Annotated in this window: 18 protein-coding genes and 1 pseudogene; 12 read left to right on the top strand and 7 right to left on the bottom strand. The window is 40.2% G+C overall.

The genetic code is table 11. The features are described from left to right. Positions 1–965 precede the first annotated feature (965 nt). The 8 genes from VY86_RS09505 to VY86_RS09540 all read left to right on the top strand — a co-directional run bounded on the left by VY86_RS09505 (position 966) and on the right by VY86_RS09540 (position 10,757). Positions 966–1,895 (top strand): EamA family transporter, encoded by a 930-nt coding sequence (locus VY86_RS09505; protein ID WP_046974784.1) that lies wholly within the window; start codon positions 966–968, stop codon positions 1,893–1,895. A 586-nt stretch (positions 1,896–2,481) separates the two neighbouring features. Further along, positions 2,482–4,089 carry a dipeptide ABC transporter periplasmic-binding protein DppA gene (dppA, locus tag VY86_RS09510; RefSeq protein WP_046974785.1) on the top strand — a complete coding sequence of 536 codons (1,608 nt, stop codon included), beginning with the start codon at positions 2,482–2,484 and terminating at the stop codon, positions 4,087–4,089. A gap of 118 nt (positions 4,090–4,207) precedes the next feature. Then, positions 4,208–5,227, top strand: coding sequence for a dipeptide ABC transporter permease DppB (gene dppB, locus VY86_RS09515; RefSeq protein WP_046974786.1), 1,020 nt, complete (start codon positions 4,208–4,210; stop codon positions 5,225–5,227). A 10-nt stretch (positions 5,228–5,237) separates the two neighbouring features. After that, on the top strand, positions 5,238–6,137 hold the full coding sequence (gene dppC, locus VY86_RS09520) for a dipeptide ABC transporter permease DppC (protein ID WP_046974787.1): 900 nt from the start codon (positions 5,238–5,240) through the stop codon (positions 6,135–6,137). A 12-nt stretch (positions 6,138–6,149) separates the two neighbouring features. Continuing rightward, the gene (gene dppD / locus VY86_RS09525; RefSeq protein WP_011144700.1) at positions 6,150–7,130 is read left to right on the top strand and encodes a dipeptide ABC transporter ATP-binding protein; all 981 of its coding nucleotides are present in this window, start codon (positions 6,150–6,152) and stop codon (positions 7,128–7,130) included. Next, the gene (dppF, locus tag VY86_RS09530) at positions 7,127–8,146 is read left to right on the top strand and encodes a dipeptide ABC transporter ATP-binding subunit DppF (RefSeq protein ID WP_046974788.1); all 1,020 of its coding nucleotides are present in this window, start codon (positions 7,127–7,129) and stop codon (positions 8,144–8,146) included. Before dppD ends, dppF begins: the two co-directional genes overlap by 4 nt. A gap of 234 nt (positions 8,147–8,380) precedes the next feature. Continuing rightward, positions 8,381–9,088: a HAMP domain-containing protein gene (locus VY86_RS09535; RefSeq protein WP_046976796.1), complete on the top strand. Its 708-nt coding sequence runs from the start codon at positions 8,381–8,383 to the stop codon at positions 9,086–9,088. Positions 9,089–9,266: 178 nt separating this feature from the next. Further along, positions 9,267–10,757, top strand: a complete 1,491-nt coding sequence (locus VY86_RS09540) for an insulinase family protein (RefSeq protein ID WP_046974789.1) — start codon at positions 9,267–9,269, stop codon at positions 10,755–10,757. Positions 10,758–10,799: 42 nt separating this feature from the next. On the opposite strand, the gene VY86_RS09545 is transcribed toward VY86_RS09540, so the two are convergent. Next, positions 10,800–11,006, bottom strand: coding sequence for a 2-hydroxymuconate tautomerase family protein (locus tag VY86_RS09545; protein WP_011144704.1), 207 nt, complete (start codon positions 11,004–11,006; stop codon positions 10,800–10,802). A gap of 55 nt (positions 11,007–11,061) precedes the next feature. Beyond that, complete coding sequence (yhjD, locus tag VY86_RS09550; RefSeq protein WP_046974790.1) at positions 11,062–12,054, bottom strand: inner membrane protein YhjD; 993 nt, start codon at positions 12,052–12,054, stop codon at positions 11,062–11,064. A 393-nt stretch (positions 12,055–12,447) separates the two neighbouring features. Between yhjD and VY86_RS24630 the strand changes: the two are divergent. From VY86_RS24630 to VY86_RS09575, 4 genes and pseudogenes are all read left to right on the top strand, one after another. After that, positions 12,448–13,211, top strand: a pseudogene (locus tag VY86_RS24630) (Tn3 family transposase); the annotation flags it as partial. 41 nt (positions 13,212–13,252) lie between these two features. Beyond that, the gene (locus VY86_RS26490; protein ID WP_387695699.1) at positions 13,253–13,402 is read left to right on the top strand and encodes a hypothetical protein; all 150 of its coding nucleotides are present in this window, start codon (positions 13,253–13,255) and stop codon (positions 13,400–13,402) included. A 61-nt stretch (positions 13,403–13,463) separates the two neighbouring features. Then, a complete protein-coding gene (locus VY86_RS09570) occupies positions 13,464–13,721 on the top strand; it encodes a hypothetical protein (protein WP_046974793.1) in 258 nt (85 codons plus the stop codon). Next, a complete protein-coding gene (locus tag VY86_RS09575) occupies positions 13,718–14,398 on the top strand; it encodes a transposase (protein ID WP_046974794.1) in 681 nt (226 codons plus the stop codon). Before VY86_RS09570 ends, VY86_RS09575 begins: the two co-directional genes overlap by 4 nt. Before the next feature lie 121 nt (positions 14,399–14,519). On the opposite strand, the gene VY86_RS09580 is transcribed toward VY86_RS09575, so the two are convergent. From VY86_RS09580 to VY86_RS09600, 5 genes are read right to left on the bottom strand one after another with little or no spacing between them, the layout of a single operon-like run. Beyond that, positions 14,520–15,062, bottom strand: a complete 543-nt coding sequence (locus VY86_RS09580) for a hypothetical protein (RefSeq protein WP_023046562.1) — start codon at positions 15,060–15,062, stop codon at positions 14,520–14,522. Next, the gene (locus tag VY86_RS09585) at positions 15,059–15,616 is read right to left on the bottom strand and encodes a carbapenem self-resistance protein CarG family protein (RefSeq protein WP_046974795.1); all 558 of its coding nucleotides are present in this window, start codon (positions 15,614–15,616) and stop codon (positions 15,059–15,061) included. The genes VY86_RS09580 and VY86_RS09585 overlap by 4 nt, the downstream gene beginning before the upstream one ends. Further along, entirely contained in the window at positions 15,606–16,466 is an 861-nt protein-coding gene (locus VY86_RS09590) for a formylglycine-generating enzyme family protein (RefSeq protein WP_167630895.1), read from the bottom strand. Before VY86_RS09590 ends, VY86_RS09585 begins: the two co-directional genes overlap by 11 nt. Before the next feature lie 2 nt (positions 16,467–16,468). After that, positions 16,469–16,717, bottom strand: coding sequence for a carbapenem biosynthesis protein CpmE (cpmE, locus tag VY86_RS09595; protein WP_046974796.1), 249 nt, complete (start codon positions 16,715–16,717; stop codon positions 16,469–16,471). Between the two features lie 7 nt (positions 16,718–16,724). Continuing rightward, positions 16,725–17,888 (bottom strand): proline dehydrogenase family protein, encoded by a 1,164-nt coding sequence (locus tag VY86_RS09600; RefSeq protein WP_023045187.1) that lies wholly within the window; start codon positions 17,886–17,888, stop codon positions 16,725–16,727. Between the last annotated feature and the right edge of the window lie 6 nt (positions 17,889–17,894).

A 17,894-nucleotide genomic window follows, 5' to 3' on the forward strand; every position in this document is an offset into this window, starting at 1 on the left:
GCTGCACTCACTCACCCCGGTCACATAGTTATCTATGCTCCCGGGGATTCGTTCCCTTGCCGTCGCGATGCATCTTGAAATCCATAGGGTATACATAAATTTGATCTAACTTAATCTCGTAAAAATGTCAAAAACTATCGAAAGTCAGAGTTAGATAAATCACATTTCGAGCCGATAAACGAATTGATGTTAAATGAGTCTTTATCAATTCAGGTTGCTGTTGAAAAAGTGAGAAGAAAATCGGATATAAAAATGCATCGTCACCCTTGAGGACAAGACTGCATTTTCTAATAAGAAGGTTGTTCGGACAACAACGTTTAATGCTGTATTTTTAACTTTACGTCGATATGATTCGCCCGTAAAATTATCCGCTTTGGTAGATAAATTCAATAGTTAAAGAAAAAATAATTAAAAAAACATATACAAATTCCGCTATTTAACTTGAGGTTTGTTGAATCTTTTGTGCCAATAATTCCTGTATAAAAGTTACGTATATACTAATGATGACATGGTGTAAAAATAACATTTAATTACTATCAATGGTATTTAATGTTATCTTTATAACATTAATTTTATGATAAATAAGACTTGGTTTGTTTATCTGAGGAATATCTCTCATTCATTAAATGACTTGTTTGAAAAAACATAAGAATGGTGTATGAATATTATCTTCTATGAACATCAAATGGAATGTAAATGTGAAATTAAATGACATAGGCAGCACAGTTTTACTCGAAATTAATAAGTTTAAAATAAACGGTAATCGAGTATTTTCGAAGTGTGAATATCAAAATTCTATAAGTAGACATAAAGATAGGAATATATACCCTATGGATTTCAAGATGCATCGCGACGGCAAGGGAACGAATCCCTGGGAGCATAGGTAACTATGTGACCGGGGTGAGCGAGCGCAGCCAACAAAGAGGCAACTTGAAAGATGACGGGTATAGAATAATAGGTGATATATGTCTTCATATAATGGCGTAATATATGGGGTTATTTTTTGCCTCATCAGTGCAGCATTTGATGTGTTTGTGGCGTATTTAACACAATCGATAAATTCAGCTATTGTTATCTTTTATTGCTTTATATCATCTACTTTATTATTTATGATGATAAGTATTTTCAAAGGGATTGATCAATTAATTGTGAAGGTCCGCAAGAACACCTTATTGGTGTTAATTGTTAATATCTCAATTCTATTAAATTGGGGGGGATTAATCATTTCGCTACGTTTTCTTGAGCCTGCAATAGTGGGTGTCGCTTCAGTGGCTTGTGGCCCTGCGATAACAATCCTCCTTTCATCTTTTATCGATAAAGATGAGGCAAAAACAGAAAAATTAGAAGTCGTCATATCTTGGTTAGTTCTCATTGGGGTAGGTGTGATGCTAGTGAATACATTTTTAGGAAATAGTGGATTATCATCAACCTCAACTCAGGATAGGATTATTGGTATTGTTAGTGTGATAATTGGTGCTGTAGGAACGGTATTATACACTATTTCTTCTAAGAAATTATTCAAGGAAAAATGGCAAACATATGAGATATTGTCTGTTAGAAGTATCTTAATGGTGATACTTTCATTTTGTTATATTTCACTATCCGATGTTTCTCTTAGTTTGAATATTGATCTGATTCTTCCGATGTTGATTCTTGTTGCTGTCGGGCACTTACTTCCAATCTATCTCGTACTGAAGGCAATTAATGCCATTACTCCCCTTCATATCTCTTTATTATTTTTACTGATACCTGTATTTACGATTCTTTTTCAATATCTTGATTCACGCATAGCGTTTTCTGTTGAAAGTTTGATTGCAGCTTCGGTTATAGTTTCTTTATTAATTATTCTTGGAGTGAGCAAGATAAAAAAGACAAAAGGGTATAATGAGGTATAAATAGACAAAATAGTTCGCCGCTATCCTGTGTGACGATGGTAAGACGATGGTAAATAGTATTAATAGCGATCTGATAATGACAACGGTCATTAATTTACTAGTTAATCATTAATGAAACCAGAAGCGATGAAAAGTAGATAAACTAGTAACAGGTTTTTGTATTTATTTATATTATTAATGTTATATTTATTTGACTTACTTTTCAGGTGCCGACTTTATTCGGCGCACAGCATTTTATGCCAGTTATCATCTTTTTCACTGAAATAATCGTTTACTAATTAATCAAACAACCACAATTTTTGCGCACAGGTTAATAGCGATTAATCCTGTAGTCATGGTCTTTTTATGGTCTTTTTGTCTATAAAATGTGCTCGCTGTCATGTTTTTGTGCTAACTATGTTAATTATTAGTTTCCTTTGTGTTTTCCTGTTGTTTATGACATCTGTTGAGATCTTATTGACGCAAGAGACAACAGTTGTTTAATTGATAAGCTGAAAATAATAAACAAAACCTAAACAGCGCAGTTTCTGACAGAAAGTGCAGATTCTGACTGTACACAACACCACCACAAATGGAGTGCAAGAAAATGACAACTTTCTCTAAAGGGGCGAAGTTATTGAAGCTAGGGGTCAGCTTAGTTGCATTGGCAGTCACCGCCAGCGTTCAGGCAAAAACATTGGTTTACTGTTCCGAAGGCTCACCGGAAGGCTTTAATCCACAACTGTTCACCGCTGGCACAACTTATGATGCCAGCTCCAGACCACTGTATAACCGTTTGGTTGAGTTCAAAACAGGTACAACTGAAATTATCCCGAGCCTGGCTGAAAAATGGGATATTAGCGATGACGGTAAAGTTTACATTTTTCATCTGCGCAAAGGTGTTAAGTGGCACGATAGCAAAGACTTCAAACCAAGCCGAGAATTTAATGCTGATGATGTGATCTACACTTTCATGCGGCAAAAAGATGCAAACCACCCATACCACAAGGTGTCAGGCGGCAGCTATGAATATTTCATTGGCATGGGTATGAGTGAGATGATCAATAAGGTTGAAAAAGTAGATGATTATACTGTGCGGATTGAACTGAGCCGCCCGGAAGCACCATTCCTGGCTGATTTAGGTATGGATTTCGCTTCTATTATGTCAGCAGAATATGCAGATAAGATGATGAAAGCCGGTACGCCAGAGAAAGTCGATCTAAATCCGATTGGTACAGGCCCGTTCCAGTTGGTGCAATATCAGAAAGATTCTCGCATTCTGTATAAAGCCTTCAAAGAATACTGGGGAGATAAAGCCAAAATTGACCGGCTAGTTTTCTCTATTACTCCTGATGCATCCGTTCGTTATGCAAAATTGCAGAAAAACGAATGTCAGATCATGCCATATCCAAATCCGGCGGATATTGCCCGCATGAAACAGGATAAAGATATCGTTTTGCTGGAACAGCCTGGCCTGAATGTCGGTTATGTCGCTTTTAACGTCACTAAAAAGCCATTGGATAACGTCAAAGTTCGTCAAGCGTTGACGATGGCAGTCAATAAAGACGCTATCGTTGAAGCGGTTTATCAGGGCGCGGGTCAGAAAGCCAAAAATCTGATCCCACCAACCATGTGGGGTTACGACAATGATCTTAAAGATTATCAGTACGATCCAGAAAAAGCGAAACAGCTCCTAAAAGAAGCAGGGATGGGAAGTGGTTTTACCATTGATCTGTGGGCAATGCCGGTACAGCGTCCATACAACCCGAATGCCCGTCGTATGGCTGAAATGGTCCAGGCTGACTGGGGAAAAATTGGTGTTAAGGCCAAAATTGTCAGCTATGAGTGGGGAGAATATTTAAAGCGAGCTAAAGATGGCGAGCATCAAATTGTCATGATGGGTTGGACGGGAGACAATGGTGATCCAGATAACTTCTTCGCAACTTTGTTTAGCTGTGCAGCCAAAGAGCGAGGTTCCAACTACTCTAAATGGTGTTACAAACCGTTTGAAGATGTTATTCAGCCAGCCCGAATCGTTGCTGAGCATGCTAAACGTGTTGAGCTTTATAAACAGGCTCAGGTTGTGATGCACGAACAGGTTCCGGCCCTGATTGTGGCTCATTCCACGGTGTATGAACCTATCCGTAAAGAGGTCAAAGGTTACGTCGTTGATCCTCTAGGCAGACATATTTTCAGCAACGTGTCTCTCGAATAATCCTGTTCTGACTTAAGGTGTTGATTAAATTGTGAGCCAAAGGGGGAAAGTCCTCCCCCTTATCAAGCCAAACGGCCTGAGAGCTGTAACCGGCATTTAAAGAAAGAGAGTTCGGGATATGTTGCAGTTCATACTCCGACGTCTGGGGTTGGTAATCCCAACGTTTATTGGCATTACTTTACTGACTTTTGCTTTTGTCCATATGATCCCCGGCGATCCGGTGACCATTATGGCCGGGGAACGTGGAATATCGGCTGAGCGCTATGCCCAGCTAATGGCCGAAATGGGGTTGGATAAACCACTTTGGCAGCAATACTTTCATTATGTAAGTAATGTGTTACATGGTGATCTTGGTATCTCCATGAAAAGTCGTATCTCTGTGTGGGAAGAGTTTGTTCCCCGTTTCAAGGCAACTCTTGAACTGGGGATATGCGCGATGTTGTTCGCTATTGCTGTCGGTATTCCTGTTGGTGTCCTGGCGGCAGTAAAGCGAGGTTCTGTTTTTGATCATACTGCGATAGGCATTTCTCTAACCGGATACTCTATGCCGATCTTCTGGTGGGGGATCATGTTGATCATGCTGGTTTCTGTTCAGTTGGATCTGACACCGGTATCTGGTCGGATAAGCGACAGTGTTTTCCTTGATGACAGTTATCCGCTAACGGGTTTTATGCTAATCGACACACTATTCTGGGGTGAAACTGGTGATTTTAAAGATGCGGTGATGCATATCATTTTGCCTGCCGTTGTCTTGGGGACGATTCCACTGGCGGTGATTGTCCGTATGACCCGATCTTCTATGTTGGAAGTACTAGGTGAAGATTATATCCGTACTGCACGCGCTAAAGGTTTGAGTCGTATTCGTGTGATTGTGGTCCATGGGCTTCGCAATGCATTGCTGCCGGTTGTCACCGTTATCGGCTTGCAGGTGGGCATTATGCTGGCGGGGGCTATCTTGACTGAAACTATTTTCTCTTGGCCGGGGCTTGGACGCTGGCTGATCGATGCCCTTCAACGCCGGGATTATCCGGTGGTTCAGGGAGGCGTATTACTGGTGGCGATCATGATCATCTTGGTTAACCTGATAGTTGACTTGTTATACGGCATCGTTAACCCGCGTATCCGGCATAAGAAATAGGGAGCACATTATGTCTCAAGTGACTGAGCCTGCAAACAGTGCGCCTAAGATTATGACGCCGATGCAGGAGTTCTGGTATTACTTTAAGCGCAATAAGGGGGCCGTTGCTGGCTTGGTTTATATTGTGCTGATGTTGTTGGTTGCTCTGTTGGCTGGGGTGCTTGCCCCACACGGTGCGGCTGAACAGTTCCGCGATTCTTTGCTGACGCCACCGGCATGGCAGGAAGGGGGAAGTTGGCAGTTTATTCTGGGTACTGATGATGTTGGGCGTGATTTACTTTCACGTCTGATGTACGGCGCTCGGCTTTCATTGCTGGTAGGTTGTCTGGTGGTGGTGCTATCCCTGTTGATGGGGGTTGTTCTGGGAGTGCTGGCGGGTTATTTCGGTGGTGTGGTGGATATTATCATCATGCGTATCGTTGATATTATGCTGGCATTGCCAAGCCTGTTGCTGGCTTTGGTGCTGGTGGCGATATTTGGGCCATCCATTGTCAATGCTTCACTGGCGTTGACCTTTGTGTCTCTGCCACATTACATCCGTTTAACTCGCGCTGCGGTGTTGGTAGAAGTTAACCGTGACTATGTGACGGCTTCACAGGTGGCGGGAGCGGGTTCCATGCGCCAGATGTTTATCAATATCCTGCCTAACTGTCTGGCGCCACTGATTGTGCAGGCTTCTCTGGGTTTTTCTAATGCCATTCTTGATATGGCTGCTTTGGGTTTTCTGGGGATGGGGGCGCAGCCACCCACGCCGGAATGGGGGACAATGCTGTCTGATGTATTGCAGTTTGCACAAAGTGCCTGGTGGGTGGTGACGTTCCCCGGGGTGGCGATTCTGCTGACAGTGTTGGCGTTTAACCTGATGGGTGACGGTTTGCGTGATGCACTTGATCCTAAACTCAAGCAGTAGTGAGGTGGCGAAATGGCACTGTTAAATGTAGAAAAATTATCAGTTCACTTCGGAGACGAAGAGGCACCATTCCGCGCTGTTGATCGCATCAGTTACCGGGTGGAGCAAGGGCAGGTTGTCGGGATTGTTGGAGAATCGGGTTCAGGTAAATCGGTTAGTTCATTGGCTGTAATGGGATTGATTGATTATCCGGGTAGAGTGATGGCTGACAAACTGGAATTTAACCAGCGTGATCTGACCAAAATTTCCGAACAAGAACGTCGCCAACTGGTTGGTGCGGAAGTGGCAATGATCTTCCAAGATCCGATGACCAGCTTGAATCCCTGTTATACCGTTGGGTTTCAGATTATGGAAGCGCTGAAAGTGCATCAAGGTGGCAATCGTCGTACTCGCCGCCAGCGGGCAATTGATCTATTGACTTTGGTCGGTATCCCTGATCCTGCATCGCGTCTGGATGTGTATCCGCACCAATTATCGGGTGGTATGAGTCAACGGGTCATGATCGCAATGGCGATTGCTTGCCGGCCAAAATTACTGATTGCTGATGAACCGACAACCGCTTTAGATGTCACCATTCAGGCGCAGGTTATTGAACTGTTGTTGGAGTTGCAACAACGGGAAAATATGGCGCTAATATTAATCACCCATGACCTGGCATTGGTTGCAGAGGCCGCTCATCACATTATTGTGATGTATGCCGGGCAGGTGGTGGAATCCGCCAAGGCATCGGAAATCTTCCGGGCACCACGTCATCCGTATACTCAGGCGTTGCTCCGGGCATTACCTGAATTTGCTACGGATAAATCCCGTCTTGCTTCTTTACCGGGTGTTGTGCCGGGGAAATATGACCGGCCTATCGGGTGTTTACTGAATCCACGTTGTCCATATGCAAATGACCATTGTCGTCAGGTGGAACCGGAATTAAGAACGGTAGGAGAACGTCAGGTGAAATGCCATATACCGTTGGATGATGCGGGGAGGCCGACAGTATGAGTGAGTATCTTTATCCGGCGCAGAAAATATCCACTGTGCCATTATTAAAAGCGACAGATCTGAAAAAATATTATCCGATTAAAGGGGGACTCTTTTCACCTGCTAGAACGGTAAAAGCGTTGGATGGGGTCTCTTTCGAATTGGAAAAGGGAAAAACGTTGGCAGTTGTTGGTGAATCGGGGTGTGGTAAATCCACGCTGGGGCGATTGCTGACGATGATTGAAAAGCCAACCGACGGGGAGCTTTATTATCAGGGGCAAGATCTGCTGGTGCCCAATAAAGATTCTGAAAAGCTACGTCGTCAGAAAATCCAGATTGTGTTTCAGAATCCTTATGGTTCACTTAATCCGCGTAAGAAAGTTGGGCAGATCCTAGAGGAACCTCTGCGGATCAATACCAAGTTGAACGCACAGGAACGTAAAGAGAAAGTGTTGCAGATGATGGAAAAAGTGGGGCTAAAAACCGAACACTACAGCCGTTATCCGCACATGTTCTCCGGTGGTCAACGCCAACGGATTGCGATTGCTCGTGGCCTAATGTTGGACCCGGATGTGATGATTGCGGACGAACCGGTTTCTGCGTTGGATGTCTCGGTGCGGGCACAGGTGTTGAATCTGATGATGGACTTACAACAAGAGTTGGGGCTCTCTTATGTCTTTATTTCCCATGACTTGTCTGTGGTTGAACATATCGCTGATGAAGTGATGGTGATGTACCTTGGTCGTTGTGTGGAAAAAGGCCGTAAGGAGATGATTTTCAGTCATCCACGTCACCCCTATACACAGGCGTTATTATCAGCAACGCCAAGGCTGAATCCTGAATTACGCCGTGAACGGATAAAATTGACCGGCGAATTACCAAGCCCAATGAATCCACCGCCCGGTTGTGCATTTGCCGCTCGTTGTCGCCGGGCACTTAGCATTTGTACTCAGTTTCAGCCAAAATTGAATCAATATGGTGATCAACTGATCGCTTGTTTTGCAGTTGATCAGGATGAAAATGTTACGGTGGAATAATTGGTTAGCAATTATTCAATAAAACATCTTTGGTGATAATGGGTTAGTCATTATCACCATTTAAATATTTACTTATATTTCTGATGGTCATTGATTGCTGCCAAAGGCAATTATTTCAGAAAAATAACGACTTGGATAAGTGAAACGGGATCGCTAGCGATAAAATCAAGTATACTCAATTCCATTGATCACGTGTTATAACTGCGATATCCACAGGCATTGGTTTAAGTGAAAATGAAATTGCGCGTCAAACGTTCGTTAACCATTAAACAGATGGCCGCAGTGACCGGCGTCACGCTGGTGACCATTGCTATTTTTATTACGATCCAATTGTGTCATTTTATACAGCAACGTAAAGATGATTATGTCAGCCAGCTTAATAATGCGGCAGTTCAGGTACAGGCACCGTTAACGGAAGCACTACTTAATTCCGATCTCAGTAAAGCAAAAGAGTTGCTGATAGGGCTGCGCACTGTCGGTATTTTAGGACGTGCGGATGTGGTGTTACCGGAGGATATCCGGGTGATACGATTGAGCTTTGCTACCCATCGCTCAATCCCCGAACTGGCTAAACGTGTTTTTGGGATACCTGTGGAAGTGAGTATTCCTCTTCATGTTTATGGTTCAGTATCGACAGATGCTAAACCGCTAGGGCATCTGATTTTGCAAGTGGATTCCAACCGAGTATATCGTTTTGTCATTAATACGTTGGCACTGATGCTGACAACTTATTTATTACTGGCCCTTATCCTTACGGTGTCGATAAGCTGGTGTATCAACCGGATTGTTGTGCACCCATTACGAGACATTGCGCGGGATCTTAATAACGATCAACCATCAGAGCCAATGGCTTGCCCTAAATACCATCAGGATGATGAACTGGGTATGCTGATCAGGGGATATAATCGTCAATTTAATAAGCATAAACCTCCGTCATCATGAAACCATTCATGGCGGTTTGAGGTCTAATCCTCAGTTATAATCCTGACAGGATTTCGCCTGCTAAAATTCAGGTTTTTGCTTTTTCTACCGTTATTATTGGTCGAAGGGAACATATTCTGTCATCAATGGTTAAACCTTCGAAGGCTAAAACCAAGGATAGACATTTATAGGGGTTCACATGCAGGGTACGAAAATTCGTTATTTTATTGGTGGGATAATGCTGGCAGTTGCGGGCCAGACGCAGGCAGAAGCCTTGCAGCCTGACCCTGCCTGGAAACAAGGTAAATTGGAAAACGGTTTTAACTGGCAAATTTTGCAGACGCCACAACGTCCTAACGACAGAATACAGTTGCGCCTGGTCGTGAAAACAGGGTCACTGGCGGAGAAAACCCAACAAACGGGTTATACCTGGTTGATTCCGAAAGTCGTGCTTTTTAGTAGCAAAAGTTTATCTTCCACCAAATTAGAGCAGTTATGGAACAGTGCTATTGATCCAAAATACCCACTGCCTCCAGCTATTGTTTCATATGATTTCACACTCTATAGCTTGAGCTTGCCACATAATCGGCCTGAACTACTAAAAGACGCGTTGAACTGGTTGGCTGATGCAGCGGGCAAAGCGGTATTTACACCTGAGACTCTACAACATGCCATGAAAATGGCTGATACATCCGTTGCAACCTATCCACCAGATATACAAGATCCCGTGTGGCGTAGACGTTTGAAAGGTTCAACGCTGTTAGGGCACGATCCGGCACAAAACGCGCCTCAACCTATTGATTTGGAGAAGCTTAAGCAGTTTTACCGGCAGTGGTATACCCCTGACATGATGACGTTATACGTTGCGGGACATGTAGATAGCCGTACTCTGCCGGAAAATATCAATCTAGCGTTTTCATCATTGAAAGGTAAACGCCATACTCCGGCCACCATTGCCGCGTTGTCGCCAATGAAACCGGAGACCATAGGGATTATCAGCGATAAAAAGAAAGAAGATACTTTATCCTTGATTTGGGATCTCAATTGGCAGCCGATTAATGATTCGTATGTACTTAATCACTATTGGATTAGTGATATTACCCGCGAGGCACTTTATCGCTATCTGCAACTTGGGTTGGAAAGAAAAAATGATAAAGCGTTGAAATTGGGGCTGGATTGTAAAGTCCAGTATCATCGTGCGAGTTGTGCCCTGAATCTCAACACGGCAGCCGGTAATTTAAAACCTGCAATGGAGTATCTGGCGGCTGAATTGGCCACACTACGCGATAAAGGATTGCCGAAGGGACAATTTGATGAGCTATATGCGCAAAAACAAGCACAACTCGGCCAGTTGTTTGCCATGTATGGTCATACCAGTACGGATATTCTGATTAATCAGCGTCTTTTGTCCCAACAGAGCAATGTGGTGGATATCGCCCCTGAGCAGTATCAGCGTTTGAGGCAAGCATTTTTAGCTTCCTTGACCCCTGAAATGCTTAATCGTGAGTTGAAGCAGATCCTTTCACAAGAGGTTGCATTTATTCTGATCCAACCGGAAGGGGAAGCGGAGATAGATGTCGACCAGTTAAGAAACAGCTTTAATCAGATTATGCCGCTGACACCACATAAGGATAAGGTTGATATTCCGGCACAACCACCGATATCTAAGCCTGAGGCAAAAGCTTCTTAGGCAACAAAAAGGGCGGACAATACCGCCCTTCATCATTGGAGGCTACTTTTTAGCCTCAGCTCTAAGTTCAGTCACATTCTTACCGCCGATTCCCCAATTATCAGTATCGACTTCATCAATAATGACAAAAGTTGTCGCCGGATTTTTTCCCAATACATCGGCCAGTAACTGAGTAGCACCTTCAATTAATTGCTTCTTTTGTTCTGCTGTAGCACCTTCACGGGTAATTCTGATATTAACAAACGGCATAAACAGCTCCTTATTCATCGGGTTATTATTAGCAGATCGCTCTGCCTGGGCACATTTATTCGGTATTTTTATGATTATTATCCGCGGTGGCTATCCAGGCAGCGCAGAATAGCGTTAAGCGGGCAAAGAGGTAGAAAAATGTCATCAGGCCGATAACAGAACCAAATGCGGCACCAGAGGGAGAATTGGCGAGGCGTGGTAACGTCATGGTCATAATATATTTGATCACTTCAAAGCCTATCGCGGCCATCAATGTTCCTTTCAATAGCGCTTTACGTTCTGGCTGGTGGCGTGGTAACACCCAGAATAGCCATAGGAAAAGCAGATAGTTGGCTGAAATAGAGATGGCTAATCCAATCAGGACCCAGGATGGACGTAGCCATTCAATGCCATCTAACCCTAACATCTTAACAATAGTTGCTTGGGCGGAGCCTGCGATAGAGGTCAGTGATAGCGTGATCACCAGCGCTAATAATAGCCCAATCAGAGAAATAGCATCACGAAAATATTTAAAATAGATTTTCTCATTATCTTCTTGATTTCGCACCCAGACAGGATGGAATTGTGCAAGAATGGCCTGACGTAAATTACTGACCCAATTCACACCGGAATACAGCGCAATTGCCAAACCGGTTAATCCCACGGTAGTACGTTGTTTAATTGCCGTATTGACACTATTTTTCAGCGTGTTGGCAAGAGTCGGATCACTAATACTGTTGGCGATACCATTAATCAGTTTTGCCAGCAAATCAGGATTAGAGGCCAGAATAAAACCCGCAATGGCGAAAGAGAGCATCAGGATTGGAATAAGTGATAAGAAGGAAAAATACGTTATTGCCGCGCCAAACTGATTACCCATCCGATCATTAAAACGCAGCGTTGCACGGATAAAGTGAGCGATAATAGGAATATTGCGGATATAATTTCCTGCTCTGACCGTCAGGGAAATCGCTTTTTTACCGTGATGAATTCCCTTTTCCAAAGGCGTTTTGGATAACCTTTTCGGCTGATGTTGGGTTGTTTCCTGTTTTTCTATATCCTTTGGCATGAATAGCCTCAACAATTACCTTGAATAAACATGAGTGATTTCATAATGCCACGTTAAGATGATTATTAACAATTCATCATACATAGATACTTAATTCCTGTTTTGGGTGTCATTGCCGCCAATAGGACCAAAGAAAATCACCCATGTTCGAAAATCTCTGCTGAACGACTCAAAGCGATGATATTGGGTCAATTATATGAGTCTTTTTATTCCTGAATGGGGTGCGGAATGTCGGTTCAAAGACATGAGTGCGCTTTTTCCGGGTCTACGGATGGGGCGGTACGAACATCATTACGTCTTCTGTCTACCGCGTGAGGGAGCGCCTGCTCTGATCGTGGCTATTTTCCATGAACGCATGGACCTGATGACACGACTGTTGGGTCTACCCCCATCTGGGCTAAAGGTATCTTCACCAAAAAACAACGTCTTTCACAACGACCCCTTACCGAATGCCTGACGGCAACATTACCAAAGCGACTACGCCCGTATCTGTTAATATTTGACACAGAGGGCAACCCGGTTCATCTGTACGCCGACCGCTATGAGTTCTGGCTGTACCGCCAGATAAGAAAACGGTTTCAGTCAGGCGAATTTTATCTTGATGACAGCCTGCAACACCGGCATCTTTCCGATGAACTGGTTTCGAATGAAGAAAAGCGTGATGTTCTGGCACAAATGAGTATTCCCTTCCTGCAACAACCCCTTGATGTTTTGCTGGATACGCTGTCATCCGAGTTACATCAACAATGGCGGGTTTTCAACCGCGAACTGAAACAAGGCCAACTTAAGCATCTGGAGTACGACAGGGACACGCAGAAATTACATTGGCGCAGGCCAAAGGCAGATAATCGGAAACCCCAGGAACAAACATTTTATTCCCAATTGCCGTTCTGCGATATTGCCGATGTGCTCCGTTTCGTTAATAAGCAGTGCCATTTTCTGTCAGCGTTGAAACCGTTACAGCCGCGCTTGACTGTATCAGTAATGCGATTGCGACACTGCCGATCTTCCCGCATTATTCGTTTGATCTTGACGTCCTGTACGGTGCTGTCGATGGGCAGAAATTCGGTGTTGAGCATCCGACCGTGAAAGCCCGCTACTCGCGTAAATATTTTGGCCGGGGCAAGGGTGTGGTCGCCTATACACTGTTGTGTAACATAACTCAGCGATTTTATCTCGACTGCTGAGTAAACCGGGAGTGACTGACAACATCAAGGCACTGGCATTGATAACCCAAATGTCCCCCGTCGCCTGGCAGCATATTTTGCTGAACGGGCATTATACCTTCCAGAGTGGGGGTAAAATTATTGACCTTGATGCCCTCGTGGCGGGGTTGCATTTAGGATGACGGAATTTTCGGCGAAAAAAGAAAAAGATCAATAGACACAAAATTGATTGTGCTATTTCTCATGAAAATCATATCAGGGAAAAATAACCACGGATACTCTTATATTATTAATGAAATATGGGCTGAGTACATTCATGAAAAAATACCGTTACCTCAGCATAAGCCCGTCTCGGCTTCATCAATGTGCGAAGCCAGAATGAAATTACCTGATGATGCAATAAAAACCATAAACAAAAATATCGTTTCTGTATGGGAAGATAATACCCATCCCGAAACATGGAAAGGACATCGACTGTTTGCTATAGATGGCTCAAAATGAATGCCGTATTCAGAGTACAGGAGGGAAACAGGAATAAGACTATTAGAGATTTTTCTGACAGTAATTCAGATGATCTTATTGTTAGTTATACGCCATCGGAAGCGGTAAAGTCAGATCTTAGAAAGAGAAACCTTCTTTCAGAATTCCCATGTTTAACGTTAAGACTAATAAAGCATATTGATCGAAATGGTGAATATATTCTTGCCACTACTCTTGTTGAACGAGGATATTATGAAGTCGAAGCTTTTCATGATTTATATCACCATCGATGGAATATAGAAGAGTTATATAACTTGTCCAAGTCAATCCTTTGCATTGAGGATTTCCATTCACAGAGTGAGAAAGGCGTAAAACAAGAAATCCAGGCGCATATATTATTACTGAACCTGACAAGGATATCGGAAAATGATATTAATCACAGAGGCAACGATAGCGACTGCATTGATAGCAGAGAAAATAAACAGAAATTGAATTTCAAAAACGGTTTGTTTCTCGTAGTAAGACACTTGTCTTTGCTGATTCAGGGGATAAAAAAACATTTAAAATCATTTTATTGTGCTCTTTCAGAGGGACTTGCCGGAATGACTCACCGGGTGAGTCCTGGGAGGCACTATCCACAAAAATCTATGCGTCCCAGAACCCGATGGAACTCTTTTGATGCCCCGGCAAGAGTTTAACCGAATGCCATTGTCCGGCTTACAACCCCTTTCTCTTGTATTCACAAGATCTATATAGTTATAATTTATCTTATTTATGTATGATAGAAAGGAATCTCATAATAATCTCAATAAATCAAAACTAATAAAGAATTTCGACCTGCACAGGTTCACTTATTATTTTAATAATTCCAGTACTAGTTTTTTCAAATTCGACTTGATAACTTTCATTATTAATTCCTGCTATAATGTTATCTAAATAACTATATGCAAATCTTATTGATTTATTATTAGCCCAATCTGGCAATTGTTGTATGTAATAGTTAAAAACTATAAAACCTCTTTTTTTATCTACATAACTGATATTTAAAATCTCTTTCAACATCATTTTACCGTAACAGAAATCACCATTTATATTAAATTCTTTCTTTCCTAATTCAGAAAGAATCCATATCTTACTCTTTCCTTTCATGTTTGACTTAACTAATCCAGCATCAACAAGAGACTCCATTCTAGCATTGACCCATATGGAATTTTCATTGTTTAAAACTGGCCACTCAATTTCTCCTAAACACATATTTATTTTTTTATCAATCTCCTCTTGTACCTTATTTACATAAATATTATATTCTTCTGAATGGCAGAAAAAAGAAAAAAAACAGAAGATAAAAAAAATATTTTTCATAAATTACATCCCTCATGGAATTCTGAAATTGCATCATTAACACTTTTATATTTTCTTTTTGTTACAAATTTATCAAAATAAGCCCAATAATAATCTGAAATACCAGCATCTGCATCATTATATGCCATTTTATATATGATAAATTCAATAGGGGATGATTCAAATATATCTCCTTTCTTTTGTTTTATTGAAAGGATAATATAATAGACTCCATTCTTTACTCTTAGTTCGTAATCTTGCACTTTTATTTCAGATGCAGATAATTTAAAATCAAACCAAGTAAAACCAGTATCATTTGGAAGAGGAATTATATTAAACTTCCCTTTAGCATTTTTTATAAAAAATGTTAAAGTATTGCTTGGATGTGATGTGTTATTTTCAAATTCAGCATAAAAAACCACATCTTTTATTCCATCAGAATTCAAATCTATAAAATTAGAACCGTTTTTTAGATTTACTTTTCTCCCATTACAAGAAAATGCATTAAATGAAAAAATAAAAATAAAAATAAAAATAAAAATAAAAATAAAAATAAAAATATATTTAATTTTCATTAAAATAATTCCTTACTAATCTGAATCCAACATCTGGAAGAAAATAATTTGAGCTATGCATATCACAACCTGATAATGTTTTCGAATGAGAAAGATAGCTACCGCCACAAAAATAATACATCTTAATTCCATTAAAATCGGAAATATGATAAACCCACTCAGAAACATTTCCACTCATATCATATAAGCCTAAATCGTTTGGAGATAAACTACCTACTACCTGCGTGCCAAATTTATTTATATTAAGCTCAGGATACCATGCTACTTTTTTTGGGTCATTACTCCCAGAATGATAATATCCATATCTTCCTAATCGCAATGCAGGCTTTCCACCTCTTGCCGCAACATGCCATTCATTTAATGTGGGCAAACGGTAACCATTAGCTTTTGTGTTTATAAAAATATCTTCTTTATTATTTTTTTTCTTAATAACCTCATTCCCCTTTTGCAAATAAACAGGACTGAGTTTTAATTTTTCACTTAATGCATTTGAAAAAACAATAGTATCTAACCATTCTATATTCGTCACAGGATGTCTTCCATCATCTTGTTCTGATGGAAGACAATTTTCATAAGATGCTCCATTACAACCATCATCAAATTCATAACCATTTAATATTGCCCATTCATATACTTCTTTATATAATGAATAAGTTACTTCATTTTTCATTATATAAAATGAATCTAATTTAACATTAGAGTGATTCTCATAATCTTCAACACCAAATACATAACCAACATAGAAATCACCTCCTTCAACAAAGCTAAGTTTAATATCATTAAATGAGTATGAATTTCCAGACATAATTATACACAGAAACAAAAAGATACAATTAATATTATTTTTCATTTCTATATCTCGATATTACTCATAGGATAAGAACAACATGTTAAAATATAACCGTCAGATATTTTATCTCTAGATATACCACCCGCGTGCTCTAAGTTAACCTCGCCAGAAATAAGTTTCACTTTACATTTACCACAATACCCAGAAGCACAATGATATTTTAATTTCACTCCATTCTTATAAGCACATTTTAAAATAGTTTCATCCGATGAAATATTAAAAGTATCGTCATCTATTTTTAATTTAAACATACTATTATTACCCTAATTTACTTTTTAATCTTAAAATAATTTCTTTTGCTATTATTTTGTTTTCTTTAATGAAAGTATCGGTTGCTACTGCATTCTCATTAATCCTTCTTAATAAATATGGCAATGATTTATCAATTGGTCCATATGGTAAATACTTGCATGTTTTAACACCATTAAAAGCTAACTTCGATGATATATCATCTCTAATGCCATATAATTGGCCAACCCAAAATGATCTATTTTTTAATTCATTTTTATTTAAAATAATCGATATACTTTTTTCATTATGAGTTGCAAAAAAAGGATAAAAACAATCTATTTCTCTTGAAATATAATCAATTAAAAAATTATAATTTAAATCAGTATCTTCTTTTTTTGAAAAGAATGTTCCAATGGCCCTTTCCTTATTATTTACTTCTTCCTCCAAGTAAGCCCCTCTAACAATTTTAACACCAACTTTAATATTATTATCAATGGCTAAATTATGTATTAGTTTCAAGATCTCAATAGATTCTTTTTTATAAGACTGTATTGTCAATGTTATAACAGGGAAAGTTTTATTATATTTAATCATACTGTCTATTGCGATTTTATCTACTGCCGCTTGAATCCAAGACTGTTCTGCATCGATCATCACCCTAACAGATTTAAGCTCTGCGTAAGAAAATATTTTATTATAACGCTCCAGTATTCTAATCCAATAATTGACATTTTCTCCAGAAAAATTAATATTTTTTATTTTATTCTCATAAACATGAAGAGATCCTAACGAGGTTGGTTTAATCACCACATATGGGATGTTTTTTTCTTTACTAGCAATATCAATCAATTTTAGCGTAGACTCAATAGCATTATCAAAGAAGACTTCATCGTTTTCCCCTTCAATTGCATAATCTAATACACTGTAAATATTATTTTTTGATAAAAAATCCACATTATTTTTTACCTCACCTATATTCTCCCCACCAAAATAAACTCCATTTAAAAAACCAACAAAAAATTTATTATTCTTGCTTAAGAAGAATCTAATTATCATTAAAGATATATTTCTTGTTATTTTATTTGTTAATAATAAAGTCACAAAAAATTTCAAAGAAAGGGTTGATATACTGTATCTAGAATACAATAAAGACTTATCTTTAAATGAGTTATTTACTTTTTTATTTGTCATTATTTA

It is taken from the genome of Photorhabdus thracensis, from assembly GCF_001010285.1.
GTDB lineage: Bacteria > Pseudomonadota > Gammaproteobacteria > Enterobacterales > Enterobacteriaceae > Photorhabdus > Photorhabdus temperata.